General features: G+C 73.2%; 20 protein-coding genes and 3 pseudogenes. 11 read left to right on the forward strand and 12 right to left on the reverse strand.

From position 1 onward, the window contains the following. Positions 1–8 precede the first annotated feature (8 nt). The 5 genes from KSP35_RS13340 to KSP35_RS13360 all read right to left on the reverse strand — a co-directional run bounded on the left by KSP35_RS13340 (position 9) and on the right by KSP35_RS13360 (position 4,609). Positions 9–536, reverse strand: coding sequence for an NAD(P)H-dependent oxidoreductase (locus KSP35_RS13340; RefSeq protein WP_216996173.1), 528 nt, complete (start codon positions 534–536; stop codon positions 9–11). Further along, positions 533–1,681, reverse strand: a complete 1,149-nt coding sequence (locus tag KSP35_RS13345; protein ID WP_216996176.1) for an LLM class flavin-dependent oxidoreductase — start codon at positions 1,679–1,681, stop codon at positions 533–535. The genes KSP35_RS13340 and KSP35_RS13345 overlap by 4 nt, the downstream gene beginning before the upstream one ends. Positions 1,682–1,705: 24 nt before the next feature. Further along, entirely contained in the window at positions 1,706–2,407 is a 702-nt protein-coding gene (locus tag KSP35_RS13350) for an ABC transporter ATP-binding protein (RefSeq protein WP_216996178.1), read from the reverse strand. Positions 2,408–2,512: 105 nt separating this feature from the next. Beyond that, complete coding sequence (locus KSP35_RS13355; RefSeq protein ID WP_216996180.1) at positions 2,513–3,583, reverse strand: ABC transporter substrate-binding protein; 1,071 nt, start codon at positions 3,581–3,583, stop codon at positions 2,513–2,515. Positions 3,584–3,664: 81 nt separating this feature from the next. Then, complete coding sequence (locus KSP35_RS13360) at positions 3,665–4,609, reverse strand: ABC transporter permease (protein WP_216996181.1); 945 nt, start codon at positions 4,607–4,609, stop codon at positions 3,665–3,667. Positions 4,610–4,901: 292 nt separating this feature from the next. On the opposite strand from KSP35_RS13360, the pseudogene KSP35_RS25945 reads away from it, so the two are divergent. From KSP35_RS25945 to KSP35_RS13365, 3 genes and pseudogenes are all read left to right on the forward strand, one after another. Then, positions 4,902–5,594, forward strand: a pseudogene (locus KSP35_RS25945) (DUF222 domain-containing protein); the annotation flags it as partial. Between the two features lie 169 nt (positions 5,595–5,763). Continuing rightward, positions 5,764–5,832 (forward strand): annotated as a pseudogene (locus KSP35_RS25950) (hypothetical protein); the annotation flags it as partial. A 24-nt stretch (positions 5,833–5,856) separates the two neighbouring features. Next, positions 5,857–6,324 carry a hypothetical protein gene (locus tag KSP35_RS13365; RefSeq protein ID WP_254126757.1) on the forward strand — a complete coding sequence of 156 codons (468 nt, stop codon included), beginning with the start codon at positions 5,857–5,859 and terminating at the stop codon, positions 6,322–6,324. Positions 6,325–6,368: 44 nt separating this feature from the next. Here KSP35_RS13365 and KSP35_RS13370 read toward each other — a convergent pair whose 3' ends face one another. The 4 genes from KSP35_RS13370 to KSP35_RS13385 form a co-directional block, all read right to left on the reverse strand. Then, a complete protein-coding gene (locus KSP35_RS13370) occupies positions 6,369–6,782 on the reverse strand; it encodes a MarR family winged helix-turn-helix transcriptional regulator (protein ID WP_216996185.1) in 414 nt (137 codons plus the stop codon). Beyond that, complete coding sequence (locus KSP35_RS13375) at positions 6,779–8,053, reverse strand: chloride channel protein (protein ID WP_254127224.1); 1,275 nt, start codon at positions 8,051–8,053, stop codon at positions 6,779–6,781. Before KSP35_RS13375 ends, KSP35_RS13370 begins: the two co-directional genes overlap by 4 nt. 75 nt (positions 8,054–8,128) lie before the next feature. Next, the gene (locus KSP35_RS13380; RefSeq protein ID WP_216996189.1) at positions 8,129–9,541 is read right to left on the reverse strand and encodes an NADH:flavin oxidoreductase; all 1,413 of its coding nucleotides are present in this window, start codon (positions 9,539–9,541) and stop codon (positions 8,129–8,131) included. After that, positions 9,538–10,494, reverse strand: a complete 957-nt coding sequence (locus KSP35_RS13385; protein WP_216996191.1) for a dihydrodipicolinate synthase family protein — start codon at positions 10,492–10,494, stop codon at positions 9,538–9,540. Before KSP35_RS13385 ends, KSP35_RS13380 begins: the two co-directional genes overlap by 4 nt. Positions 10,495–10,616: 122 nt before the next feature. On the opposite strand from KSP35_RS13385, the gene KSP35_RS13390 reads away from it, so the two are divergent. The 3 genes from KSP35_RS13390 to KSP35_RS13400 are packed head-to-tail and all read left to right on the forward strand — an operon-like array spanning position 10,617 to position 12,970. Continuing rightward, on the forward strand, positions 10,617–11,378 hold the full coding sequence (locus KSP35_RS13390; RefSeq protein ID WP_216996193.1) for an ABC transporter ATP-binding protein: 762 nt from the start codon (positions 10,617–10,619) through the stop codon (positions 11,376–11,378). Positions 11,379–11,388: 10 nt separating this feature from the next. Continuing rightward, positions 11,389–12,150, forward strand: a complete 762-nt coding sequence (locus KSP35_RS13395) for an ABC transporter permease (RefSeq protein ID WP_216996195.1) — start codon at positions 11,389–11,391, stop codon at positions 12,148–12,150. A gap of 37 nt (positions 12,151–12,187) precedes the next feature. Further along, positions 12,188–12,970, forward strand: a complete 783-nt coding sequence (locus KSP35_RS13400; RefSeq protein WP_216996198.1) for a MerR family transcriptional regulator — start codon at positions 12,188–12,190, stop codon at positions 12,968–12,970. Between the two features lie 24 nt (positions 12,971–12,994). Here the strand turns inward: KSP35_RS13400 and KSP35_RS13405 are convergent, their stop codons facing one another. Both KSP35_RS13405 and KSP35_RS13410 read right to left on the reverse strand, forming a co-directional pair. Then, complete coding sequence (locus KSP35_RS13405) at positions 12,995–14,758, reverse strand: class I adenylate-forming enzyme family protein (protein ID WP_216996200.1); 1,764 nt, start codon at positions 14,756–14,758, stop codon at positions 12,995–12,997. A 74-nt stretch (positions 14,759–14,832) separates the two neighbouring features. After that, positions 14,833–15,804: a cupin domain-containing protein gene (locus KSP35_RS13410; protein WP_216996201.1), complete on the reverse strand. Its 972-nt coding sequence runs from the start codon at positions 15,802–15,804 to the stop codon at positions 14,833–14,835. A gap of 194 nt (positions 15,805–15,998) precedes the next feature. Between KSP35_RS13410 and KSP35_RS13415 the strand changes: the two genes are divergently transcribed. The 3 genes and pseudogenes from KSP35_RS13415 to KSP35_RS13425 all read left to right on the forward strand — a co-directional run bounded on the left by KSP35_RS13415 (position 15,999) and on the right by KSP35_RS13425 (position 19,357). After that, entirely contained in the window at positions 15,999–17,348 is a 1,350-nt protein-coding gene (locus KSP35_RS13415) for a PepSY domain-containing protein (protein ID WP_216996203.1), read from the forward strand. After that, a complete protein-coding gene (locus KSP35_RS25065) occupies positions 17,345–17,854 on the forward strand; it encodes a hypothetical protein (protein ID WP_216996205.1) in 510 nt (169 codons plus the stop codon). The genes KSP35_RS13415 and KSP35_RS25065 overlap by 4 nt, the downstream gene beginning before the upstream one ends. 263 nt (positions 17,855–18,117) lie before the next feature. Beyond that, positions 18,118–19,357 (forward strand): annotated as a pseudogene (locus tag KSP35_RS13425) (class I SAM-dependent methyltransferase). A gap of 21 nt (positions 19,358–19,378) precedes the next feature. Here the strand turns inward: KSP35_RS13425 and KSP35_RS13430 are convergent. Then, entirely contained in the window at positions 19,379–19,999 is a 621-nt protein-coding gene (locus KSP35_RS13430) for a TetR/AcrR family transcriptional regulator (protein ID WP_216996206.1), read from the reverse strand. 188 nt (positions 20,000–20,187) lie between these two features. Between KSP35_RS13430 and KSP35_RS13435 the strand changes: the two genes are divergently transcribed. Beyond that, positions 20,188–21,834 (forward strand): MFS transporter, encoded by a 1,647-nt coding sequence (locus KSP35_RS13435; protein ID WP_216996208.1) that lies wholly within the window; start codon positions 20,188–20,190, stop codon positions 21,832–21,834. 148 nt (positions 21,835–21,982) lie between these two features. Further along, positions 21,983–23,284: a phosphatase PAP2 family protein gene (locus KSP35_RS13440; RefSeq protein ID WP_216996210.1), complete on the forward strand. Its 1,302-nt coding sequence runs from the start codon at positions 21,983–21,985 to the stop codon at positions 23,282–23,284.

Below are 23,284 nucleotides of genomic sequence, written 5' to 3' on the forward strand. Positions count from 1 at the left end.
CCCTGCGCTCAGCCCGGGGGGCGGGAGAGCACCTCGGCGAGCGCCCGGGCCTCGGCCACCGCGGCGGCGACGGCGTCGCGCACGTGGTCGGCCACCGTGCCATCATCGGCGATGTCGGCCTTGGTGGCGTACACGCCGGTGGGGGTGGTCCACCCGTCGAGGCTGGCGATCAACGGGCGGAGGCCGTGGTCGATGGCCAGGCGGTGGTCGGCCACGTAGCCGGTGGCGATCGGGATGGTGACGGTGCCGGCGAGGGCACCTTGGGGCAGCAGGTCGAAGATCGTCTTGGTCAGCGCCGTGTACGTGGCCCGGTACACCGGCGTGGCCACCACCAGCACCTCGGCTGCGGCCACCTGGTCGCGAGCGGCGTCGACCCGCGCGTCGCTGCGCAGCGCCAGCAGGGCGCCGGGATCGAGCTCGGCGAGGTCGACGACGTCGCCGCCGCCGAGCAGCCCGAGGGCCAGCTCCGCCAGCGAGCGCGAGCGCGACGGGTGCGAGGGGCTGCCGTTCACGGCCACCACGCGCCGGTCGCTCACCGTGCCGGCTCCAGGGTGCGGGGCTCGGACTCGGGGGCGGGTCCGGCGATCGGGATGGGCTGGCCGGGCTCGGCGGCGATGCCGGCGGCCCGCAGCTTCGGGATCACGCCCTCGCCGAACCAGTACGCCTCTTCGACGTGGGGCTGGCCGGACAGGATGACGTGGTCGAAGCCGATCTCGTGGTACTCGGCCAGCCGCTCGGCGACCTCCTCGTGGCTGCCCACCAGGGCGGTGCCGGCGCCGCCGCGCACCAGGCCGAAGCCGGCCCACAGGTTGGGCGAGATCACCAGCTTGTCCCGGTCGCCGCCGTGCAGGGCGGTCATGCGGGCTTGGCCGATGGAGTCGCTGGTGCCGGCCACCAGCTCCTGCGAGCGGGCCACCACCTCGGGCGGCATGGCGGCGAGCAGGCGGTCGGCCTCGGTCCACGCCGCCTCCGACGTGTCGCGGGTGATCGTGTGCAGGCGGATGCCGAACTTCACGTCGCGGCCCAGCGCCGCGGCCTGGGCCTTGACCGACGCCAGCTCGGCGGCGGCCGACTCGGGCGGCTCGCCCCACATCAGCCAGACGTCGGCGTGGCGGGCGGCCACCCGCTTGCCGGCATCGGAGGAGCCGCCGAAGAAGATCGCCGGCTGCGGGTCGGGCGCCCGGGCCACGAGGGCGTCCTCCACCTGGAAATGGTCGCCGGTGAACGTGAACGGCTTGCCGGTCCAGGCGCCCTTGAGCACGGTGAGGAACTCGTCGCAGCGGTCGTAGCGCTGGTCGTGGTCGAGGTGGTCGCCGAAGCGCCGCTGCTCGACGGCGCTGCCGCCGGTGACGATGTTGAGCAGCAGCCGCCCGGCGCTGAGCCGCTGGAAGGTGGCCGCCTGCTGGGCGGCCAGGGTCGGTGAGATCAGCCCGGGCCGGAACGCCACCAGGAAGCGCAGCCGCTCGGTGGCGGCGATCAGCGCGGCGGTGGTGAGCCAGGCGTCCTCGCAGAACGTGCCGGTGGGCGTGAGGACGGCGTCGAACCCCACCTTCTCGGCCACCTTGGCCACCTGGGTCAGGTAGTCGAGGTCCGGGTCGCGGCGCGAGACCGTGGGGCCGAAGCCGACGACGTCGCGGCTGTCGCCGGCGGTGGGCAGGAACCAGTGCAGGTCGAGTGCCATGGGGTGGGTCCTCTCGGGGGGGGATCAGGCGTGGATGGCCGCGCCGACGCGGTCGCGGTAGGCGATGAACTCCGGGGTGCTGCGCGGGTCGGCGGGCAGGTCCGCCGAGCGGCCGTACGGCGTCGGCTCGTCGAAGGTGATGCGGCCGGGGCGGGGGCTCATCACCAGCACCCGCGAACCGAGGAAGGCGGCTTCGTCGACGCTGTGGGTGATGAACAGCACGGTGGTGCCCGTCTCCAGCCACAGGCGGCGCAGCTCGTTCTGGAGGCGGAGCCGGGTGAGGGCGTCGAGCGCGCCGAACGGCTCGTCCATGAGCAGGAGCGCGGGCTCGGTGGCGAGCACGCGGGCGATCTGGGCGCGCTGCTGCATGCCGCCGGAGAGCTCGTAGGGGCGGTGGTCGCCGAAGTCCTCGAGGCCCACGAGGGCGAGGAGCTCGTCGGACCGGGCCCGGCGCTGCGCCTTGGAGGCGCCCGCCATGCGGGGGCCGAACTCGACGTTGGCCCGCACGCTGAGCCAGGGGAACAGGTTGGCCTGCTGGAACACCACGCCCCGCGAGGGGTCGGGCCCGAGCACCTCGTCGTCGCCGACGTGGACGGTGCCCTCGGACGGGTCGGTGAAGCCGGCCAGGATCTTGAGCAGGGTGGTCTTGCCGCAGCCGGACGGGCCGGCGAGGGACACGAACTCCCCGGGCTCGATGGTGAGGTCGACCCGGTCGAGGGCGCGCACGCCCGCGGTCGGAGGCGAACTCGTGGCCGACGGCCGCCACCGCCACCCGGGCGGGCCCGGGTGGCGGCGTGCGGTCGGCGCCGGAGCGGCGTCCGAGGGACAAGGTCACCCGGCGGCCTTGGCGGGGCCGGCGTCGACGCCGTCCACGTAGGCCTTGGCGTCGGCGACCTTCTCGATCTCGCCCTGCTCCTGGTTGAACTTGGCGGCCTTCTCGAGGTTGGTCGCCAGGGCGCCGCCGAGGTAGTCGGTCCCGGCCTGGTCCTTGGCGCTCACGAAGATGAGGTCGCCGATCTGGTCCTTGGCGTCCTTGGTGTCGATCTCGAGCTCGGCGCCGATGATCTCCGCCGCGGTGTCGGGATCGTCGTTGAGGAGCTTCACGGCCTTGTCCTGGGCCTTGACCCAGGCGTTGACGACGTCGGGGTACTGGTCGGCGAACTTGGTGGCCACGACACCGAGGTCGTAGGTGGTGTCGCCCTTCTCGGCCAGCTCGGCCGAGGTGATGAGGACCTTGCCACCGTCGGCCTTGATCTTGGCCAGGTTCGGGTTCCACACGTAGGCGCCATCGATGTCCCCGGCGGACCAGGCGGCGTAGATGTCGTCGGGCTCGGAGTCGATGATGTTGACCTTGGTGGGGTCGACGCCGGCGTCGTTGAGCGCGGCGAGCAGGCTGTAGTGCGCGGTGGAGGCGAACGGGGTGGCGATGGTCTTGCCCACCAGGTCCTTGATCGACGTGATGTCGGACCTCACGGCCAGCGACTCGGCGTCACCGATGACGTCGTGGATCCACACGACCTTGTAGGGGATCGCCTGCGAGAGGCCACGCGAGACGGGGCTCGAGCCGGCCAGGCCGAAGTCGATGTCGCCGGAGGTGACGGCCTCGTTCACCGCGCCGCCCGAGTCGAACAGCTTCCAGTCGATCTTGGTGTCGGGCAGGGCCTTCTCGAGCAGCTTCTGCTGCTTGACGATGAGGTCGCCGTTGGGGATGGCCTGGTAGGCGATGGTGATCTTGTCCGGTGCGTCGATGGCCTTGGTCGCGCCGCCCGACGCGTCCTTGGTGGTGGTGTCGGACGCCTTGCCACCGTCGCTGTCGCTGGAACCGCAGCCCGCCACCAGCGCGGTGAGGGCGACGAAGACGGCGACGGCGGCGAGCGGGCGCCGGAGTCGGTTGGTGGTCATGGGGTTCCCTCCCGGGGAGCGTCCCGGCGCCCGGTGGCGCCAGGGGTGGACCGACGGCTCGGGGTCGTCGGGGACTGCCGCTCAGCCACGGCCCCGCCAGGGGACGAGCTTGCGGTCGAGCGCCTTCACGAGGCCGTCCAGCACGAGGGCCGTGGCGCCGATCACGAAGATGCAGAGGATGACGGTGTCGCCGTTGCCGGTCTTCTTGGAGACCCAGGCGAGGCCGCCGATGCCGGGCAGGCCGGCGGTGGTCTCGGCGGCGACGATGGTGGTGAGGATGAAGCCCACCGCGAGGCGCAGGCCGTTGAAGAAGTCCGGCAGCACCGACGGCAGCACGAGGTGGCGGATGGTCTGCAGGCGAGACGCGCCCAGCGCCTGGGCGGCCAGCACCCGATCGCGGGGGATGCCCCGGGTGCCCGACACGATCGACAGGGCGATGGGCGCCAGGCCGGCCAGGAACAGCAGCCAGATCTTGGAGGTGTCGCCGATGCCGAACCACAGGATCAGCAGGCTGAAGTACGCCAGCGGCGGCAGGGCCCGCAGGAAGTCGAGGTACGGCTCGAAGAGGAGCCGGAACCAGCGCACCGTCGAGAGCAGCAGGCCGAACGGCACGCCGATCACGACCGACCAGAGCAGGCCCCACAGCAGGCGCTGCATGGACGCCCACCAGTGCTGCCAGAGGAAGTAGTTCTGGATGCCGTCCTTCACGATCGGGAAGTCGGCGGTGCCCTTGGTCTCGGTGTGGATGCTCTGCTGGAAGCGGTCCCAGACCAGCCCGGGCTTCGGGATGAACTTCGGGTCGATCAGCTCGAAGCGGGTGACCACCCACCAGGCCACGAAGAAGATGGCGATCGACACCAGGCGCAGCCCGAGGCGTCGCAGCTTGCTGCCGCGATCGGTGGGCAGGTCGTCGATGAGCAGCGACGCCCGCCGGCGCGGCGTGCGACGCTCGGCCGGCGGGGCCGCCGGCTGCGTCGTGCGTTCCGATGCGGGCGAGGTCACCTCGTCCGCCTGCTCATTGGCCATGTAGTCCCTAAAGGTGAGTAGGTAGGTCGACTTTAGAGGTTGGCGGGCCGCGCTCCACAACTCCGAGGTGAGCCGAGCGGTCCCGATCGCCCGCGCCTCCCGTTCGAAGAGGGCGGAAAGGGGTTGCCGGGGCCGGCAGAGGTGGCTAGCGTGCCGAACACACGTTCGATGCTGCGAGAAGAGGTCACCCATGGACCACGCCACCGCCGACCCGGCTCGTGATGCCTTCGTGGGGGACCAGGACGGGTTCGAGGCGGCGGTGGCGGGGGTGCAGACCGCGGTGGCGGAGCTGATGGGGGTGACCAACGCCTGCTACGGGCGCTTGGTGGAGCTGGTGGGTGAGGCGCTCGACGGGGAGCTGTGGAACGGGTGGGGCATCCAGTCGGCGTCGCACTGGTTGGCGTGGCAGACCGGGCTCTCCCCGGCCCGGGCCGAGGGCCTGGTCCGCGTCGCGGAGCGGCGCGAGGAGCTGCCGTGCGCGGTCGCGGCGCTGGCGGCTGGCGAGCTGTGCGTCGATGCGGTGGTGGCGATCGCCAAGGGGGCGCCGGCCGCCTACGAGGCGTCGATCACCGAGTTCGCCAAGGCCGCCACGCTCCAGCAGCTCCGGAAGTGCCTCCGCGGCTACACCTACGACCCCGACACCGAAGCAGCCCGGGCGAAGGCCAAGCGGGCCGCCGCGCAGCGGTCGGTGTCGACCGGCACCGACGACGACGGCTGGTGGCTGCACGCCCGGCTCCCCGCCGATGAGGGCGCCGTCGTCGAACAGGCCCTCGCGGTGGCGCGGGACCAGCTGTGGGACCAGGAGCGCGCCGCCACCCCCGAGGGTGGACGCCCGGCGACGGTGTCGTTCGCCGACGCCCTGGTCGGCGCCGCCGAGGGGTTCCTGCGAGCCGGCGAGGCCGCACACCCGGGGTCGGGCCGGTTCCAGGTGCTGCTCCACCTCGAAGCCGCCCCCGACGGGACTGCTGGGGGGGAACCTGTCGCTGCACCAGGGACCGGTGCTGCCGTCCACGCTGCGCCGGCTGTTGACCTGCTCCTGCGAGCTGACCCCGGTGTGGGAGCGCCACGGCACCCCGTTGAGCGTCGGGCGGGCCCGACGGGTCCCCGGCCGCAAGCTGCGCCGCCTGGTCGAGCACCGCGACGGCGGCTGCCGGGTGCCCGGCTGCGGACGGCGCGTCGGCACCGAGATCCACCACATCGAGCACTGGGAGGACGGCGGCGGCACCGACACCGCAAACCTGGTCTGCTTGTGCCGAGCCCACCACCGACAGCACCACCTCGGCGTCCTGGCCATCACCGGCAACGCCGACACACCCGCCGGTGAGCCCGGCGCCTTCGAGGTCCGCGACCGGTGGGGCCACGTCCTCGACCCCTGCGGCACCCCCATCCGGCCGCGACCCGGCCACCACCCGGCCGAGGCGGCGCGTGCGGTCGGGGTCGAGCCCGGCACCTACGTCCACCCCCTCGGGGAACGGCTCGACCGGTCCGCGGTCACGTTCAACCCCAACGGCTCCCGACCCGCCCCACGGCTCCTCCCACCGCTCGAACCCGACCCGCCTGCAGACGACCACGACCATGGCGACGAGGGTGACGGCGAGCTGGTCTACGGCACCCCCGGCTGGACCGAGCCCGACGAGCCCTGGCCCACCGGCTTCGACCCCGAGACCCTCACCGGCGCCGACCCGCCCGCAGCCCGCACCACCACCCGCGCCTGACCCCGTCCCCCGCCCGGGGCCAGACCGGCGCGCCCTGAGGCCGGCTACGGCTCGTCGAGCTCGCGGAGCACGTCGTTCATCTCGCGCCGGAAGCGGCGCAGCTCGGTGCGGTGCTGCTGGGAGAGCTCGGCCAGCTTGGCCCCGCCGTCGGGCGTGAGGGCGAGGAGGGTCCGGCGGGCGTCGTCGGGGTCGGCGGTGCGCGCCAGCAGGCCGTTGGCCTCGGCCCGAGCCACCAGCTCGCCGGCGGAGTGGAGCTTGAGCTGGAGGCGCTCCGCCACCTCGGTGACCGAGGGCGGGCCGTCGCCGTCGTGGCCCCGCACGGCCAGCAGCAGCTGGTGCTGGGCCGGGGTGAGCCCGGCGGCCCGGGCGGCGTCCTCGCTGAAGCGCTGGAACAGCCGGAGGGCGTGGCGGAACCGGGCCAGCGAGCGGTAGTCGGCGTCGGAGAGCGGCGAGGTCACGAGGTGGATCCTGGCTCCTCGTCACCGGTGAGGCGCTGGCGCTGGCTGTCGATCAGCCCGACGCTCGAGGTGAGCGCCAGGCTGACCACCGCCGCCACCAGCACCGACGGGAGCAGGGCCAGGCCGGCCATCTCGGTGACCACCAGCGTGGAACCGATGGGCGTCTTGGTCACGCCGACGTTGCACGCCACCATCAGCCCGGCGGCCAGCACCCACCGGTCGGCGCCCGGCAGGTGGGGGGCGGCGGCCTGGGCCAGGCAGAAGCCGATGAAGAACAGCGGGATGATGAAGCCGCCCTTCCAGCCGGTCACCAGGGTGACGGCCGAGGCCACCAGCTTCATGCCGGCGGCGAGCAGCAGCGTGGCCGCCGCCACCCGCACGCCGGTGAGGTGCTCGACCTGCACCTCGCCGTTGGTCAGGGCGTAGGGCGTGGCGAACGCCAGGCCGCCGAGGGCGAGGCCGCCCAGCACCGGGCGGGCATCGACGGGCACCCGCCCGACCACCCGCTTCAAGCCGACGCACAGGTACGTGAAGGCGGCGGCCACCAGGGCGCCGACGACGCCGGCCCCCACGCCGTAGCCCAGGTCGGCCAGGTGCACCTCGGTGGTCGTCGGGAAGCGGAAGACCGGCTCGAGGCCGACGCCGGTGGCGGCGGCGTAGACCACGTAGCCGCACAGGGAGCCGATCACGGCGGGGAGGAGGGCCTCGTAGTACTCGAGGCCGCGGCGGTGCAGGATCTCCAGGGCGAAGAGTGCCGAGCCCAGCGGGGCCCCGAACAGGACGGTGAAGCCGGCGGCCATGCCGGCGATGCTCACCACCCGCAGGTCGTCGCGCTCGAGCCGGGCCCGGGTGCCGATCCACGACCCGAGCGAGCCGGTGGCGGTGACCAGCGGCGCTTCCGGGCCCAGCGCACCGCCGGCACCGACGCAGAGCAGCGAGACGGGGACGAGCGAGCGGAGCGAGCGCAGGTCCTCGGCCCCGCCGAGCACGTGGATGTCGTCGACGAGCAGCTCGACGTCGGACGGGCTCCCGAGCCACCGGGTGAGCCCGGCCACCACCGCACCGACCACGACGAGGACGACCAGGTGCGCGGCCAGCGACCAGTGGGTGGGCCAGAGGCCGTGCTGCACGAGCTTCAGCAGGCCGAGGTAGGCCGCACCGACCAGGCCGCCGGCGAGGCCGGTGACCACGACGATGGACAGCAGCCGCGTGGTCGGCCGCTCCCACACCTCCCACAGCGCCTGCTTCGAGTTGGCCAGGTTGCTCGTCATCGACACAGAGAAAGATCGTACTGCGATCTATTCGGGTTGCGACCCCCACCGGGCCGCACCGACCCCGACCGACGGTCAGCGCAGGCGGGCCTTGGCCGCCTGCTTGGCCTTGGTCAGCTCCACCCGCTGCGGGTGGTCCTTGTAGAAGGGGTCGATCGGGAAGCAGCCCGACACCAGGCCGTTGCGCGGCGCCGTGGTGCAGTCGCTGAACGTGCGGCAGATCAGGCCCCGGTCGACCGAGCGACCGGCCAGGACGTCCAGCGGCAGCTCGGGGTACGAGAGCACCATGCGGCCGAGGCCCACCATGGCAGCGCCACCTCCGGCCACCACGGCCTGGCCCACGTTGGGCAGCCAGTCCTGGAGGTACGAGTAGCCCGAGCCGATCACGGTGACCTCGGGGTGGGCGGCGGCCAGCTCGGCGGTGACGGCCAGCTGGCGGGCCACGCCGACGAGGGGGTCCTCCGGGGGGCGGTAGCCGTCGGACGGCGGGAAGTAGGCCGGCCGCTGGACGTGGGGGTTGTAGTACGGGCTGCCGGCGGTGGTGCTGACCAAGCCGATGCCCAGCTCCTCGAACACGGCGAAGAGCTGGTGCACCTCGGTGAGGTCGATGCCCAGGCCGGTGCCGTCGCCGCCGAACGCGTGCCGGTAGGGGCCCTCGCCGTCGGGCACGCCGGTGCCGCCCTCGCCGGCGGTGAACGGCATGAGGTCGAACGCCGAGAGCCGCACGGCCACGGCCAGGCCCGGGGCACGGTCCCGGATGCCGGCCACCACCGAGCACAGGAAGTGGGTGCGGCCGGCGAGGTCGCCGCCGTAGGGGCCGGGGCGGTCGTGGCCGCTGAGCAGCTCGTGGAGGAAGTAGCCGTGGCAGTGCTTCACGTCGACGAACTCGAAGCCGGCCTGGGCGGTCAGGACCGCAGCGGCCACGTACTGCTCCACCAGCTCGTCGAGCTCGTCGTCGGTGAACACGGTGTGCGGCCCGGCGCCGACGCGAGCGTCGAGCACCGGGTGCTGGTAGGCCGTGCGGGGCTCGGGGGCCTGGACCGGGCGGGCGTAGCGGCCGGAGTGGGTGAGCTGCAGGCCCGCCACCTGGCCGGGAGCCAGCGAGGCACGCAGCGCGGCGATCTCGTCGACCGAGCGCTCGCCCATCACCAGCTGGTTGGGGTTGGCCCGCCCGTCGGGGCGCACCGCGGTGGCCTCGCCCCACACGATCCCGGCGCCGCTGGCGGCGAACCGGCTCCACCGGCGGCGGACCAGGTCGGTGGGCCGCCCGTCGGTGGTGCCGTCCCAGCCCTCCATGGGCAGCACGGCGAAGCGGTTGACGGCGGTCAGGGTCCCGGCCTGGCCGTCGGTGAACGAGGTGGGCGTCGAGAGCACCCCTGCGGGGTCGACCACGTCGTCGAACGGGATCTCGACGCCGAGCGAGGCGACGTGGTCCCGGAACGCCTCGGGCGTGGTGAGCCGCTTGACCTGGGTGTGGCGCTCGCTCACGACCAGGCCTCCAACCGCTCGAGCACGTCGACCAGCAGGGCTCGATCGCTGTCGGGCCGCCGCGGCGCGCCGGGCGGGGTGACGTCGCTGGAGGACCAGCCCCGCAGCTCGAACCACATGGCGGCGTCGTGGCGGTAGCCGGGCACCGGGCGGCGGAACGTGAGCTGGCCCAGGTGCTGGAGCAGGTCGTTGAGCTCGTAGAAGCCGGGGTCGCCGGCGGCCCACATGCGGTCACGCGCCGCGAACGCCTCGGGGGCGAAGGTCGACAGCCCGAGCAGGTAGTCCGAGCCGTACATGACCATGTCGATCGCCAGGTCGTTGCCGGTGAGCACCAGGAAGTCGGGCCGCACCGCGTCTCGCACGGCGAGGCGGTCCCACTCGAGCTGGCGGCTGAGCGACGAGTGCTTGGCGCCGATGCACTGCGGGATGGCGAGCATGGCGGCGTAGGCGTCGATCGACACGATGCGCCCGTAGGGCACGAACATCGTGCCCAGCTCGAAGCCGATGAACTGCGGGACCTCGGCGCCGATGGCGGTGAGGGCGTCGATCCAGCCCTCCTCGCTGACGCCGGTCAGGCCGTGGGAGGGGAACACCACCGGCGTGCCGCCCCGCCGGGTGATGGCCGCCGCCGCCCGGTGGTAGCCGTCGAGGTCGAGCGGGGCGCTCGGGTCACCCGGCTCATCGGCCACGTAGGCGCCGGCCACGAAGTCGCCGCCGGTGACCGCGGCGGCCACGTCGAGCACCCGCTCCTTGTCGGCCTCGGCCAGCAGCTGCACGTAGCCGGTGTCCATGTTCACCGCCGGGGTGAGCCCGGCGGCCACCGTGCGCTCGACGTGGGCCTCGACCGCCTTCCAGTCGATGGCGCCCTCGGCGGTGTAGGGCACCAGCACCGCCGACATCCCGGTGATCGTCCGGCGGGGCCGGATGCGGGCGACGACGTCGGGCTCGGTCACCTGTCCGTTTCTAGCGGCTGGGCCCGTCGACCGGCACAGCGACGCCCGCTGACTACGGGTCCGGGCGGCCCGGCCGCGAACCGCTTGACCTTGACGCGAGGTCAACCCCTCATGCTGGGCCCATGACCACCACCACACCAGCCATCCAGGTCGAGGGGCTGACGAAGTCCTTCGGCGACCTCGAGGTGCTGCGAGGCGTCGACCTGGCGGTCGCGCCAGGCACCGTCTTCGCCCTCCTCGGCTCCAACGGCGCCGGCAAGACCACGCTCGTCCGGATCCTCTCGACGCTCCTGCGCGCCGACGGCGGGGGCGCCCGGGTGGCGGGCCACGACGTCGCCTCGCAGGCCGCCGAGGTGCGGGCATCGATGAGCCTCACCGGGCAGTTCGCCGCCGTCGACCCCGTCCTGACCGGGCGCGAGAACCTGGTCCTCGTCGCCCGGCTCCGGCACCTCGACGACCCGCACGACATCGCCACCGCGCTGCTCGACCGCTTCTCGCTCACCGACGCCGGCGACCGCCGCGCCGGGACCTACTCGGGAGGCATGCGCCGCCGCCTCGACCTCGCCATGAGCCTCATCGGCGATCCGCCGGTGGTGTTCCTCGACGAGCCGACCACCGGCCTCGACCCCCAGGCCCGCTTGGAGGTGTGGAGCGCGGTGCGGGAGCTGGCCCAGGGCGGCACCACCGTGCTGCTCACCACCCAGCACCTCGAGGAGGCCGAGCAGCTCGCCGACCGGATCGCCATCCTCCACGGCGGCCGGATCCTGGTGGACGGCACGTCGGCCGAGCTCAAGGCGCTGCTCCCGCCGGCCGAGGTCGAGTGGGTGCGCAAGGAGCCGAGCCTGGAAGACGTGTTCCTGGCCCTCGTGGGCGCGGAAGCCTGAGGAGCGCCCGATGACCGACCACCTGCTCCGTGACACCACGACCCTGCTCGGGCGCTCGCTGCGCCACGTGCTCCGCAGCCCGGACACCATCATCACGACCGCGATCACCCCGATCGCGATGCTGCTGGTCTTCGTGTACGTGTTCGGCGGCTCCGTCGACACCGGGGGCGTGCGCTACGTGAACTACCTCCTGCCCGGGATCCTCCTGATCACCGTGGCCTCGGGCGTCGCCTACACCGCGCTGCGGATCCACACCGACGTCTCCAGCGGCATCTTCGAGCGCTTCCAGTCGATGCCCATCGCCCGCTCGGCGGTCCTCTGGGGCCACGTGGTGACGTCGGTGATCGCCAACCTGGTCTCGCTGGTCCTGGTCGTGCTGGTCGCGGTGGCCATCGGGTTCCGGTCGCCGGCGGGCCCGCTCGCCTGGCTGGCCGTGCTCGGGATCGTGCTGCTGTTCACCCTCGCCCTGACGTGGCTGGCGGTGAGCGCCGGCCTGGCCGCCACCACCCCCGACGGCGCCGGCGCCTTCGCCTACCCCCTGCTGTTCCTGCCCTTCCTCAGCTCGGCGTTCGTGCCGACCGCCGGCATGGCCGGACCGGTGCGGTGGTTCGCCGAGCACCAGCCCGTCACCGCCATCGTCGACACGCTCCGGGACCTCTACGCCGCCGAACCGGTCGGGTCCGAGCTGTGGAGCACGCTCGCCTGGTGCGTCGGCCTCCTCGTCGCCGCCCACGTCCTCGCCGCGCGGACCTACCGCCGCCGCCTGGCATGACCACCGACGACACTGGGCCCATGGAGGGCACGCGACCATGCTGACGATCAGCCAGCTCGCCGCCTCCGCCGGCGTGACCGTGCGGGCGGTCCGGCACTACCACGCCAAGGGCCTGCTGCCGGAGCCCCGGCGCGACGCCTCGGGCTACCGGCGCTACGACGCCGCGGCGGTGGTGGAGCTGATCCGCATCCGCACGCTGGCCGACGCCGGCGTGCCCCTGTCGCGGGTGCAGGAGCTGCTCTCGGCCGACGACGACGCCTTCGCGGCGGCCATCGGCGAGATCGACGAACGGCTGCGCCGGGAGATCCGGGAGCGCCGGGAGGCCCGGGTGCGCGTCGCCCGGCTGGCGGCCGGCGACCACCTCGCCCTGCCCGACGACGCGGTCGCCTACCTCCGACGCCTCCGCGAGCTGGGCGTGCCGGAGCTGGCGATCGAGATGGAGCGCGACGCCTGGATCCTGGTGGCGGCGCAGATGCCCGAGCACATGTCGGACCTCATGGCGCTCAAGCGCACGCAGATCGAGGACCCGGCGGTGGTCGCCATGTACTTCGAGCTGGTCGAGGCCTCCGCCTGGCCCCTGGACGACCCGCGGCTGCCGGCGCTCGTCGACCGCCTCGTGCGGATGTTCGAGCACGAGGAGCACGCGACCGACGACGGCCGGCCCACGGTCGAGCTCACCCTCGACGATGAGCTGGTCGCCCTGCTCGACGAGGTCTTCCTCGAAGCGGTCCCGATCGCCCGCCGCCTCCTCCAGCTGCTCGAAGCACGCGGCTGGACCGGCTGGACCGACCTCCGTCGCCTGCCCCCACCGGACCGCTGAGCCGAAGGCCCGGTTCGCGCCGCGTCAGGCGTCGGCGGGCTCGTCGGCGAGCACCGCGGCCCGGAGGTCCTTCTTGAGGAACTTGCCGGTGGCGTTGCGAGGGAGGGGGTCCGAGCGGAACCAGAGCGAGGTCGGGACCTTGTAGGTGGCGATGCGGTCGGCCAGGAAGGCGCGCAGCGCGTCCTGGTCGAGCGATGCCCCGGGGGCCAGGACCACGACGGCGGCCACCGACTCGCCGAGGCGGTCGTCGGGGATGCCGAAGACCGCGGCCTCGGCGACGTCGGGGTGGTCGTAGATGGCCGCCTCGACCTCGGAGCAGTAGACGTTCTCGCCGCCGCGCAGGACCATGTCCTTGGCCCGGTCGACGATGGTCACGAAGCCGTCCTCGTCGATGCGGGCGATGTCACCGGTCTCGAACCAGCCGTCGCGGATGGCCTCGGCGGTGGCCTCGGGCCGGTTCAGGTAGCCCTTGATCACGATGGGCCCTCGCACGCAGAGCTGGCCCAGCACGTCGGGGCCCGGGGCCAGGTCGTCGCCCGCCTCGTCGATGAGCTTGGCGTCGAGGGTGGGCACCACCGGCCCGCACGACGATGGCTTGGCCAGGTAGTAGCGCGAGGCGTTGGCGGTGATGATGCCGCTGGTCTCGGTGAGGCCGTAGCCGGTGGACGGGGCGCCCTCGGGCAGGGCGTCGTCGATCTTGCCCACCAGGTCCGGCGGCACCGGGGCACCGCCGCCGGCCATGCCGGTGAGCGTCGAGGTGTCGCGGGTGGCCCAGTCGGGGTGGGCCAGCAGCTCACGGCTCATGGTGGGCACGCCGGAGAAGTTCGTGACGCCCTCCCGCTCGATCAGCTCGAGGGCCCGGCCGGCGTCCCACTTGCGCAGGAGCACCACCCGCCCGCCGGCCAGGGTGGCGGGGTGCAGCAGGCAGTTGCACGCGGTGACGTGGAACAGCGGCGTCGACCCCATGAACACCAGCTGCTCGGGCGCCGGCTTGGCACTCGGCTCGACGCCGTCCTTGGCCGCCGCCAGGCCGCTGACCGAGGTCCAGAAGACGAGGTGCAGGATGTTGTGCACCGAGCCGCGGTGGGTGAGCTGAGCGCCCTTCGGGAAGCCGGTGGTGCCCGACGTGTAGAAGATGGTGGCGTCGTCGTCGGGGTCGATGTCGGCCGGCGGCAGCTCGGCGGGAGCGTCGGCCGCGGCGTTGGTGACCACGTCGGCCCAGTGGACGGCGTCGTCGGGGAGGTCGTCCTCGAAGCGGACGGCGATCACCGGCAGCGGGCCGGCGGCGCGCAGCTCCGAGAGGATCGGCAGGGCCCGCTCGAGCCGCTCGGCGTCGGCGATGAGCACCTTGGGCTGGGAGTCACTGAGGCCGTGGGCCATCTCCGGCGTGGTCCACCAGGCGTTCATGCCCACCACCGCGGCGCCGATCGAGACGATGGCCCAGTAGCCCACCACCCACTCGGGGTAGTTGCGCATGGCCAGCGCCACCCGGTCGCCCCGGCCGACGCCGTGCACGTCGCGCAGGTGGTGGGCGAGCGCCCGCACCTGGGCGCCGACCTCGGCGTAGGTCAGGTGCTCGTCCTCGTACACGAGGTAGGTGCGATCCGCGTAGCCCTGGGCCAGCTCCCAGATGCTGCGCATCGACGGCGGCGCCGACGCGAAGACCCGCATGGGCAGGCCCAGCACCTCGGCCTCCACCATGGCGAACGGCCCGCCCTCGCCGGTGAGCTCGGCCCACGCCTCCTGCAGGTGGTCGACGGGCGTGCTGGCGGGCTGCTCGGTGGCCATGGCCCGGAGGTTGGCACGAACGGCGCCGCCGTGCGCCGGATCTCTGCCGCCGCGGCGAGCTCGGCGCTCCGGCGTCAGGTGAAGCGGATGTCGAGGGCCGTGAGGTGGGTCAGCAGCCCGGCGTCCTGCACGGGCAGCAGGTAGGCCGGCTCGGACGACTCGTTGTGGTGGGCGTGCCAGAGGCCGGGCGGCGTGGTGAACGCGCCGCCGCCCTCCCAGTCGGCGCGCACCGGGTCGACGATGTCTCCCTCGGGCGAGAGGCTGCGGCCCACCAGCGTGTAGCAGCCGGGCGGCGCCGTGAGGATGAGGTCGAGGGCCACCGACTGGTGGCGGTGCGGCTTCTGCACGGCGCCCGAGGGCACCACGCCGTACATGGCCCACAGCACGTTGGTGACGGTGAGGGTGCGGGTCTGCTCGGCGGTGGCCATGAGCACGCTCAGCCGGTTGCGGTCGAGGGCGTGGGGGTCCGCCTCGATGCGGGCCAGCTCGGCGCGCAGGTCGGCCCCGCGGAACCGCGAGGTGGGGAAGCGCCGGGCGGTGGGGGCCACGCCCAGGTGGCGCAGGAGCGGCTCGTCGGTGACCCGGTAGAAGGTGGCCGGGGTGGTGGCGGCGTGCACCGAGCGGAGCCCGGCGGGCACCACGAACAGGTCGCCCGCCTCCCACGGCACCTGCCGGCCGGGGCCGTCGTCCACCGAGGTCGTGCCGGTGCCGGCCAGCACGAAGCACAGCTCCGAGGTGGCCACCGGCTGGGTGGTGAGCGGCTCGCCGGGCTCGACGTGGACGAACGAGGCGCTGAGCGCCGGGCTGGTGGCCGGGCCCTCGATGCCGAGCTCGCTCGAGAGGTCCAGCGGCACCACCGTGGTGGTCCGCAGGTCGGCGTGCAGCGAGGCGGGGAACTGGCGGACCGGCACCCGAGGGGCGTGGCGGCCGACCGGGTTGGCCGCTCGGCTGTACTCGTGCAGCCGGACCGAGGCGGTGAGCGGATCGGCACCGTGGTCCTCGGCGGCGTCGACGGCGAGCGGGGTGGGGGTCTCGGTGTCGGTCATGGCCCCACCAGCTTGCCGCCGACGGCCCGGCGATGCCTCTCGGGCGTCAGGAAGCGGTCAGGCGGCGGTCCCGTCCCCCCATCCCGCACATCGGTCACTTCGCCCATACGTCGCTTGATCGGCGACACCACTCCTGTGTAGAAAGCGTGCCTAACACCGGCTGCCAGTCGCCGGGACCGCCCAGGAGCGATGCCGTGCTGACCCAGGATCCCGAGACCCACGAGGCCGGCGCGGCCACGCCCCCGGGGACGGCGCCCGCCCGCGCCGCCCGGTCGGCCGCTCGCCCGCCCCGACCGAAGAGCAAGGTCCGCGCCGCCCTGCACCGGGCCTTCACCGGCAAGCGCGGCCCGCTCGTCAAGGTCCACCGCTGGGTGTCGTTCGCGCTGCTGGCGTGGGTGGTGCTCGAGAGCGTCACCGGCTCCGCCATCGTGTTCGCCCCCGAGATCGACCATGCGGTCAACCACGCCACCTTCTCCCCCACCGCCGGCGACGTCGGCCCTGGCAAGGCTCTGGCCGCCGCCCGCGAGGCCCGCCCGAACGACGTCGTGAGCTTCGTGACGACGCCGAGCTCGGGCGCCACCGGCGGCATGTACCTCGTGTACACCATCGACCGCAGCGCCGAGTACCACACCACCGTGGTCGACCCGGGCACCGGCAGGGTCACCAGCGCCGACCACCACGAGCCCCGCCTCCTCGCCTTGGCCGAGGAGCTGCACTTCGACCTGAACAGCACCTCGATCTTCGGCTTCGCCCCGCTGACGGTGATCGGCACCATGTCGGTGCTCTGGCTGCTGGTGATCGCCACCGGCATCTACCTCTGGTACTGGCCCGGCGTGAAGCGCTGGTCCCGGGCCGCCAAGGTGCGGCGCAAGCGGGGCCGGTTCACCTTCCACCTGGACCTGCACAAGGCGCTGGGCTTCCTGACCCTCGTCCCGCTGTCGATCGTGGTGATCACCGGCATCAACTTCGCCTTCCCCCAGCAGGTGGCCGACGTCTGGAACGTGGTGACCTTCGGGACCTACGACGACGGCGCCTCTGCCGCGGTCTCCAACTCGAAGCCCATCGCCGGAGCCACGCCGATCACGGCCGACGACGCCCAGGAGATCGTGCAGGACATCGACCCGAACCTGCGCATCCAGTCGGTCAGCACGCCCGGCGGCAGCCCGGTCGGCGTCTGGGAGGTGTCGGCCATCGCCGACCACTCCTTCCTCTCGTCCGCCGGCGGCAGCCGCGACGTGAGCTTCGACGTCGACCAGTACACCGGCCAGGTCCTCTCGATCGAGGACCCCCGGGACAAGGGCTTCAGCAACACGGCCTACGAGGACTGGTCCTACGACGTGCACTTCGGCACCTTCGGCGGCACCACCACCAAGGTCCTCTGGGTCGGCCTCGGCCTGACCCCCGTGGCCCTCGGCGTGACCGGCACCGTCATGTGGTTCGTGCGCCGCGGCAAGCGCAAGGCCCGCCGAGGCCGCGGCGCCGCCCCCGACGTCACCGCCACCGCTTCCACCCCCACCGCTCCCACCACCGAGGACAGCCCGTGACCACCACCCCCACCCACCGATCCGCCCGGACCGCAGCCGCCCTGGTTCTGGCCGCCGTGCTGCTGGCCTCGTGCGGGAGCACGCGCTACGTGGTCGTCCAGGGCGGAGGCGGCGCCGCCGCGGCTGCCCCCACCACCACGGTGGCCGCCGGGCCCACCTCGGCCGAGGACGAGAAGGCGGTCAAGGAGGCCGTCGAGGCCGCGCTGGGCCTGGACCCGGAGGTCGGGTTCGACGAGCGGCTGCCGTACCTCGAGGACGCCGAGGACATCGAGCCCACCTACGACGCGGTGCTCGAGCTGGTCAGCTCGGTCGACGCCGAGCTGAAGGTCGTCTCGGTGGTCGTGAACGGCGACACCGCGACCGCCACGGTCGACGTCATCGTCGCCGGCGCCCCCTACGCCGAGGGCGTGCCGGTCGAGGTCGTCAAGGACGGCGACGCCTGGAAGGTCACCCGCGGTGGCGCCTGTGCGGCGCTGGCCATCGGGAGCCCCTGCCCCGAGCAGTAGCCCCACGCCACCCTGGACCGCCCATCGGTCGTGGGGGAAGATCGGACATCGGGACCCGGCTGCGGAAATACGACTGTCAACCGGGCGGTTGGAAGCGCCGGAGGGGGACGCACCTGCACGGAACGATCCACAGGAGGGCTCTCGCGATGACGAGCACCACCACCCCGCAACGCACCCGTCGGCCCGACGGTCGCACCACCGGCGGCGCCGAGGCCGCCGCCCCGCCCGCCGCCCACGTCTCGGCCGCAGCGGCGGCCGCCGACCTGGTGGGCGTGTGGCTCGGCAACCCCCCACCCGTCCGCATCGAGTTCTGGGACGGCAGCGCGCTCGGGCCCGACGAGCCGGTCGGCACCGTCGAGGTCCGCTCCCCCGACGCCCTGCGCCGCATCCTCTGGGCGCCCGGCGAGCTGGGCGTGGGCCGGGCCTACGTGTCCGGCGACCTCGGCCTCCGTGGCGACCTGTTCGCCACCCTCGAGGCCCTCCGCGACAGCTACCACCCCACCCGGTGGTCGACGGCGGCCGCGGTGCCGGCGGGCGTGAAGGCGGCCCGCGAGCTCGGCGTGATCGGCTCGCCCCCGCCACCCCCTCCCGAGGAGCTGGTCCACCACAAGGGCTGGCGCCACACCAAGGGCCGCGACTCGCAGTCGATCAGCCACCACTACGACGTCGGCAACGACTTCTACCGCCTGGTCCTCGGGCCCTCGATGACGTACTCGTGCGCCCGCTACGAGGACCCGACGCTCACCCTCGAGGAGGCCCAGGCCTCCAAGCACGAGCTGATCTCGCGGAAGCTGGGCCTGCCCCACCGGCCCGGCGCCCGCATGCTCGACGTGGGCTGCGGATGGGGCTCGCTCGCCATGCACGCCGCCCAGCACCACGGCGCCCACGTCCTGGGCGTCACCATCTCGAAGGAGCAGGCGGCCCGGGCGCGAGCGGGTGGCCGAGGCGGGACTGCAGGAGCAGGTGGAGATCCGGGTGCAGGACTACCGCGACCTGCGCGGCGAGCAGCCGTTCGACGCCATCTCCTCGGTCGGCATGTTCGAGCACGTGGGCAGCGAGCGGATGGCGGAGTACTTCGGCACGCTGCGCAGCCTGCTGGCCCCGCAGGGCCGGCTGCTGAACCACGGGATCTCCTCCGTCGGCGGCTCGAAGCTGTCGAACCGGTCGTTCATGAACCGCTACGTGTTCCCCGACGGCGAGCTGCTCGACGTGGGCCAGGTGGTCTTGGCCATGGAGGCCGCCGGCTTCGAGGTGCGCGACGTCGAGTCGCTGCGCGAGAGCTATGCCCTCACCCTGCGGGCGTGGGTGGCGAACCTGGAGGCCGACTGGGACCGGGCCGTCGAGTTGGTCGGCGAAGCCCGCGCCCGGATCTGGCGCCTCTACATGGCCAGCTCGGCGCTGGGCTTCGCCGACGGCGGCCTCGGCCTGCACCAGGTGCTGGGCGTCGTCCCCGACGCCCACGGCGACGCCGCCGTCCCGCCCACCCGTCGCGACTGGGTCTGAGCCCGCCGCTCGGCGCCGGCCTCAGATGCGGAGGTCGGTGCCGGGCTCGGGGGCCAGCAGCAGGGCGGCCAGGCGCTCGGCCATGGCGGCGGTGTCCATGGGCTTGCCGCAGATGGCGGCGCCGTAGATGAGGATGGCGGGACCGGCCGTGGCCCGGAGGTCGAGGTCCGGGTGGTCGTCGCCCAGCACCTCGGCCAGCAGCGACCGCAGGTGGGCGTGGAGCGGGTCGAGCATGGTCTCGCGCATGATCTGCGCCACCTCGGGCTCGGACCGCATGGTGCCGAGGAAGCCGAGCATGGTCTGGGCGCCGTCGCCCGCGAGCCCTTCGGCCATCTCCACGAGGGTGTTGGTGAGGTCGGCGCGCGGGTCGCCGGTGGTGGTGAACTTCTCGCTGCCCGACGCCTCGCACTCGAGCGCGGCGCGCAGCACGTCCTGCTTGGTGGGCCACCGGCGGTAGATGGTGGAGAGGCCGACGCCGGCCTTGTCGGCCACGTCCTGCATGCGGAGCTGGTCGTAGCCGGCGTCCCGCACGATCTCGAGGACCGTGCCGAGGATGGCGTCGCTGCGGTCCTCCGACAGGCGGCGGCCGCGGCGCGGCGCCGTGCACGCTGCCGGGTCCTGGACCTCGTCGGTCGTTGCCATGGCAACCACCGTACCCCGGTCGCAGAAATTCGAGAACATTTCTTATCGGTAACGTTGATTTTCGTTTGTGGCCCCGGCATGGTGGTCCGGCACCACCGGCCGGAGCCCCCTCGACCCCGGCCCCCGCTCCCACAGCCCTGCCGCCCGCCACCCGCCTGACGGTGCGCGCCCACCAGGAGGAACCACCCATGAGCTTGATCGAACGCGCCCGCACCCAGCCACCGCCCGACCCCGTCCCCGGCGCACCCGCCGAGGCCGCCGGCCTGGAGCCCCACGAGCAGCTCTCGGTCCGCCAGCGCAACCTGGTGCTGGCGGCCATGTGCCTCGCCCTCGTGCTCGTGGTGGCCAGCGTCTCGATGCTCGCGGTGGGCCTGCCCAGCGTGAGCGAGGCACTCGGGCTCACCCAGACCACCCAGACGTGGGTGGTCGACGCCTACGCCCTCACCCTGGCATCGCTGCTGCTGGTGGCCGGTGCCCTCGGCGACCGGTTCGGCCGCCGGGGCGCCCTCCTCGTGGGCATCGCCATCCTGGCCATCGGGTCGGTGCTCTCGACCCTGGCCGACACGGGCGCCCAGCTCATCGCCTTCCGCGCCCTCACCGGCATCGGCGGCGCGCTGATCATGCCCGGCACCCTGTCCACCATCACCAGCGTGTTCCCGCCCGAGGAGCGGCCCCGGGCCGTGGGCATCTGGGCCGGCTTCGCCGGTGCCGGCGGCACCCTCGGCATGCTCGGGGCCGGGTGGCTCCTGGGCACCTGGTCCTGGCACAGCCTCTTCTACGTGACCGCGGCGGTGGCCGCCGTGACCTTCGCCGCCGTGCTGGCCTTCGTCCCCACCACCAAGGCCACCGAGCACGTCGGCCTCGACCCGCTGGGCACCGTGCTCTCGGCCCTCGGCATCGGCGGCGTGGTCCTCGGCATCATCGAGGGCCCCATCCGCGGGTGGAGCCACCCGATCACCGTCACCGGCCTCGTGGCCGGCGTGCTGCTGCTCGCCGCCTTCGTGGCGTGGGAGCTGCGCACCGACCACCCGCTGCTCGACCCCCGGCTGTTCCGCCACCGCGGCTTCGCCACGGGATCGGCGGCGCTGATGGTCCTGTTCATCGCCCTCTTCGGGATCTTCCTGGTCATCCTCCAGTACCTGCAGGTGATGCTGGGCTACAGCGCCCTCAAGTCGGCGGTGGCCCTGCTCCCCATGACCTTCGTGATGATCCCGGTGTCGGCCATCGCCGCCCCGCTGTCGGTGAAGATGGGCCAGAAGCTGGTGGGCGGCGGCGGCCTCGTCATCAGCGCCATCGGCCTCCTCGCCTTCTCGACGGTCAACCCCGACAGCGGCTACCTCCCGCTGCTCGTGGCCCAGCTGGTCCTGGCGGCCGGCGTCGGCCTCTCGATGACCCCGGCCACCAACGCCATCGTCAGCTCGCTGCCCACCTCGAAGCAGGGCGTGGCCTCCGCGGTCAACGACACCACGCGGGAGATCGGCACCGCCCTGGGCATCGCCATCATGGGCTCGATGTTCAACAGCGGCTACCGCCGGGCCATCGACGGCGACCTGCAGGGCCTGCCCACCGGCGTGGCCGGCCAGGCCCGCGAGGCGCCCGGCCTGGCGCTCGACGCCGCCAAGGGCCTCGGGCCCCGCGGCGACGCCCTGGCCAGCGCCGCTCGTGACGCCTTCACCAGCGGCATGCGCCTGTCGATGTTCGTGGGCGCCACCCTGCTGGTGCTCGCCGCCGCCTTCGTGGTCCTGCGGGGCCCGTCGCAGGGCGAGGCCGTGGCCGAGGACGTCCTCGACGACGAGCTCGTCGACGACGGGCTGGTCCTGGCCGTCGAGGCCTGACCCTCCGCTCCCCGTGGCACGAGGGGCCCCGATCCGCCCGGGTCGGGGCCCCGCCGCGCCACCGAACGGGCTACGCCCGGTCGCCGAGGGTTCGGTAGGGTGTCATCTCGTGTCTACCGGCGGCACGGTGCAGGTGGGAGGTGCGGTCTTGAGCGAGCGACACAAGCAGCTGATCCTCATCGGCTCCATCGCCGCCTTCGCGTTCCTCGTCGCCATCGAGCTCGAGGCGTTCCGGCTCCACATCGGCGGCCCCACCGCCGCCCTCGGCCACGACCTCGTGTTCGGCCCCAAGCGCGGCCGGGTCCTGTGGGCCGCCGCCGCCCTCTCCATGGTGGGCCTCAAGCGCCGCCAGGTCCTGACCTGGGTCGCCTTCGGCGCCACCATCGACGTCGTGTTCTTCCTGGGCCGGCTGGTCGCCGGCACCCGGCTCACCTTCGGCAACGGCGCGCTGTACCTCATGGCCGCGCTGGCCATCCGCACCTGGGTGGCCACCGAGGGCGAGGAGCGCTTCGAGGCGCTGCGCGGCGTCACCCTGGGCTTCCTGCTGATCATGGCCTCGAAGATCGGCGACACCTGGCTGCTGATCACCGCCCACACCCGGCCCCGCGTGCTCGACCAGTACGTGCAGACCGCAGATCACGCCCTGGGCAACCCCTCGTGGTGGATGGGCCAGCTGGTGGAGGCCGGCGGGCCGCCGGTGCACTGGCTGCTGTCCACCGTCTACATCGACCTGCCCGTCGGGGCGCTGGTGGTGGCGGTGTACCAGCTGCGCAAGGGATGGCCCTCGCACCACCTCATCCGCACCTTCCTGCTCATCGGGCTGGTGGGCCCGCTCTTCTACCTGCTCTTCCCCGTGGTCGGGCCCGTCTACGCGTTCGGCCACCTCGGCAACGGCTTCGAGCTGGCGAACCTGTGGCCCCACATCTCCCGGGTCGACATGGCGCCCGGCTCGTTCACGTTCGACACCCTCACGCCGCGCAACTGCATGCCCAGCCTGCACACCGCGTGGGTGGTGGCGATCTTCGTCCACTCGCGCAGCGGCCCGCGGTGGCTGCGGGTGTTCGGCGCCACCTGGATGACGTGCACGCTCATGGCCACCCTGGGCTTCGGCTACCACTACGGCGTCGACCTGCTCGCCGGCGTGGTCTTCTCGCTCACCATCGAGGCCGCCCTGCGCGACCCCGAGCGGGGCTGGGGCTGGTTCCGCTGGCGCCTGGTGCTGGGCGGCTCCACCGCGGTGGGCGGGCTGCTGTTCTCCTACCGGTACCTCAGCGTCCAGCTGGCCACCGACCCCGAGCTGAGCGGCGTGCTGCTCGTCGGCGTGATGGCCGCCATGATCACCGCCTTCTACGCCACCTTCTTCGCCAAGCCGGGCACGGCGCTGGCCGAGTGGGGCCAGCGCGAGCCCGGCACGGCCCGGCCGGCCGGCGCCACTCCCCTCGGCGCCTGA

It is taken from the genome of Aquihabitans sp. G128 (genome assembly GCF_019048865.1).
Taxonomy (GTDB): Bacteria; Actinomycetota; Acidimicrobiia; order Acidimicrobiales; family Iamiaceae; genus Aquihabitans.

What these genes read in the sequence shown, in the direction of transcription:
- KSP35_RS13345 (WP_216996176.1), bottom strand. Translation starts at nt 1,681, where the DNA reads ATGGCACTCGACCTGCACTGGTTCCTGCCCACCGCCGGCGACAGCCGC.
- KSP35_RS13355 (WP_216996180.1), bottom strand. Translation starts at nt 3,583, where the DNA reads ATGACCACCAACCGACTCCGGCGCCCGCTCGCCGCCGTCGCCGTCTTC.
- KSP35_RS13360 (WP_216996181.1), bottom strand. Translation starts at nt 4,609, where the DNA reads ATGGCCAATGAGCAGGCGGACGAGGTGACCTCGCCCGCATCGGAACGC.
- KSP35_RS13375 (WP_254127224.1), bottom strand. Translation starts at nt 8,053, where the DNA reads ATGACGAGCAACCTGGCCAACTCGAAGCAGGCGCTGTGGGAGGTGTGG.
- KSP35_RS13390 (WP_216996193.1), top strand. Translation starts at nt 10,617, where the DNA reads ATGACCACCACCACACCAGCCATCCAGGTCGAGGGGCTGACGAAGTCC.
- KSP35_RS13395 (WP_216996195.1), top strand. Translation starts at nt 11,389, where the DNA reads ATGACCGACCACCTGCTCCGTGACACCACGACCCTGCTCGGGCGCTCG.
- KSP35_RS13400 (WP_216996198.1), top strand. Translation starts at nt 12,188, where the DNA reads ATGCTGACGATCAGCCAGCTCGCCGCCTCCGCCGGCGTGACCGTGCGG.
- KSP35_RS13405 (WP_216996200.1), bottom strand. Translation starts at nt 14,758, where the DNA reads ATGGCCACCGAGCAGCCCGCCAGCACGCCCGTCGACCACCTGCAGGAG.
- KSP35_RS13410 (WP_216996201.1), bottom strand. Translation starts at nt 15,804, where the DNA reads ATGACCGACACCGAGACCCCCACCCCGCTCGCCGTCGACGCCGCCGAG.
- KSP35_RS13430 (WP_216996206.1), bottom strand. Translation starts at nt 19,999, where the DNA reads ATGGCAACGACCGACGAGGTCCAGGACCCGGCAGCGTGCACGGCGCCG.
- KSP35_RS13435 (WP_216996208.1), top strand. Translation starts at nt 20,188, where the DNA reads ATGAGCTTGATCGAACGCGCCCGCACCCAGCCACCGCCCGACCCCGTC.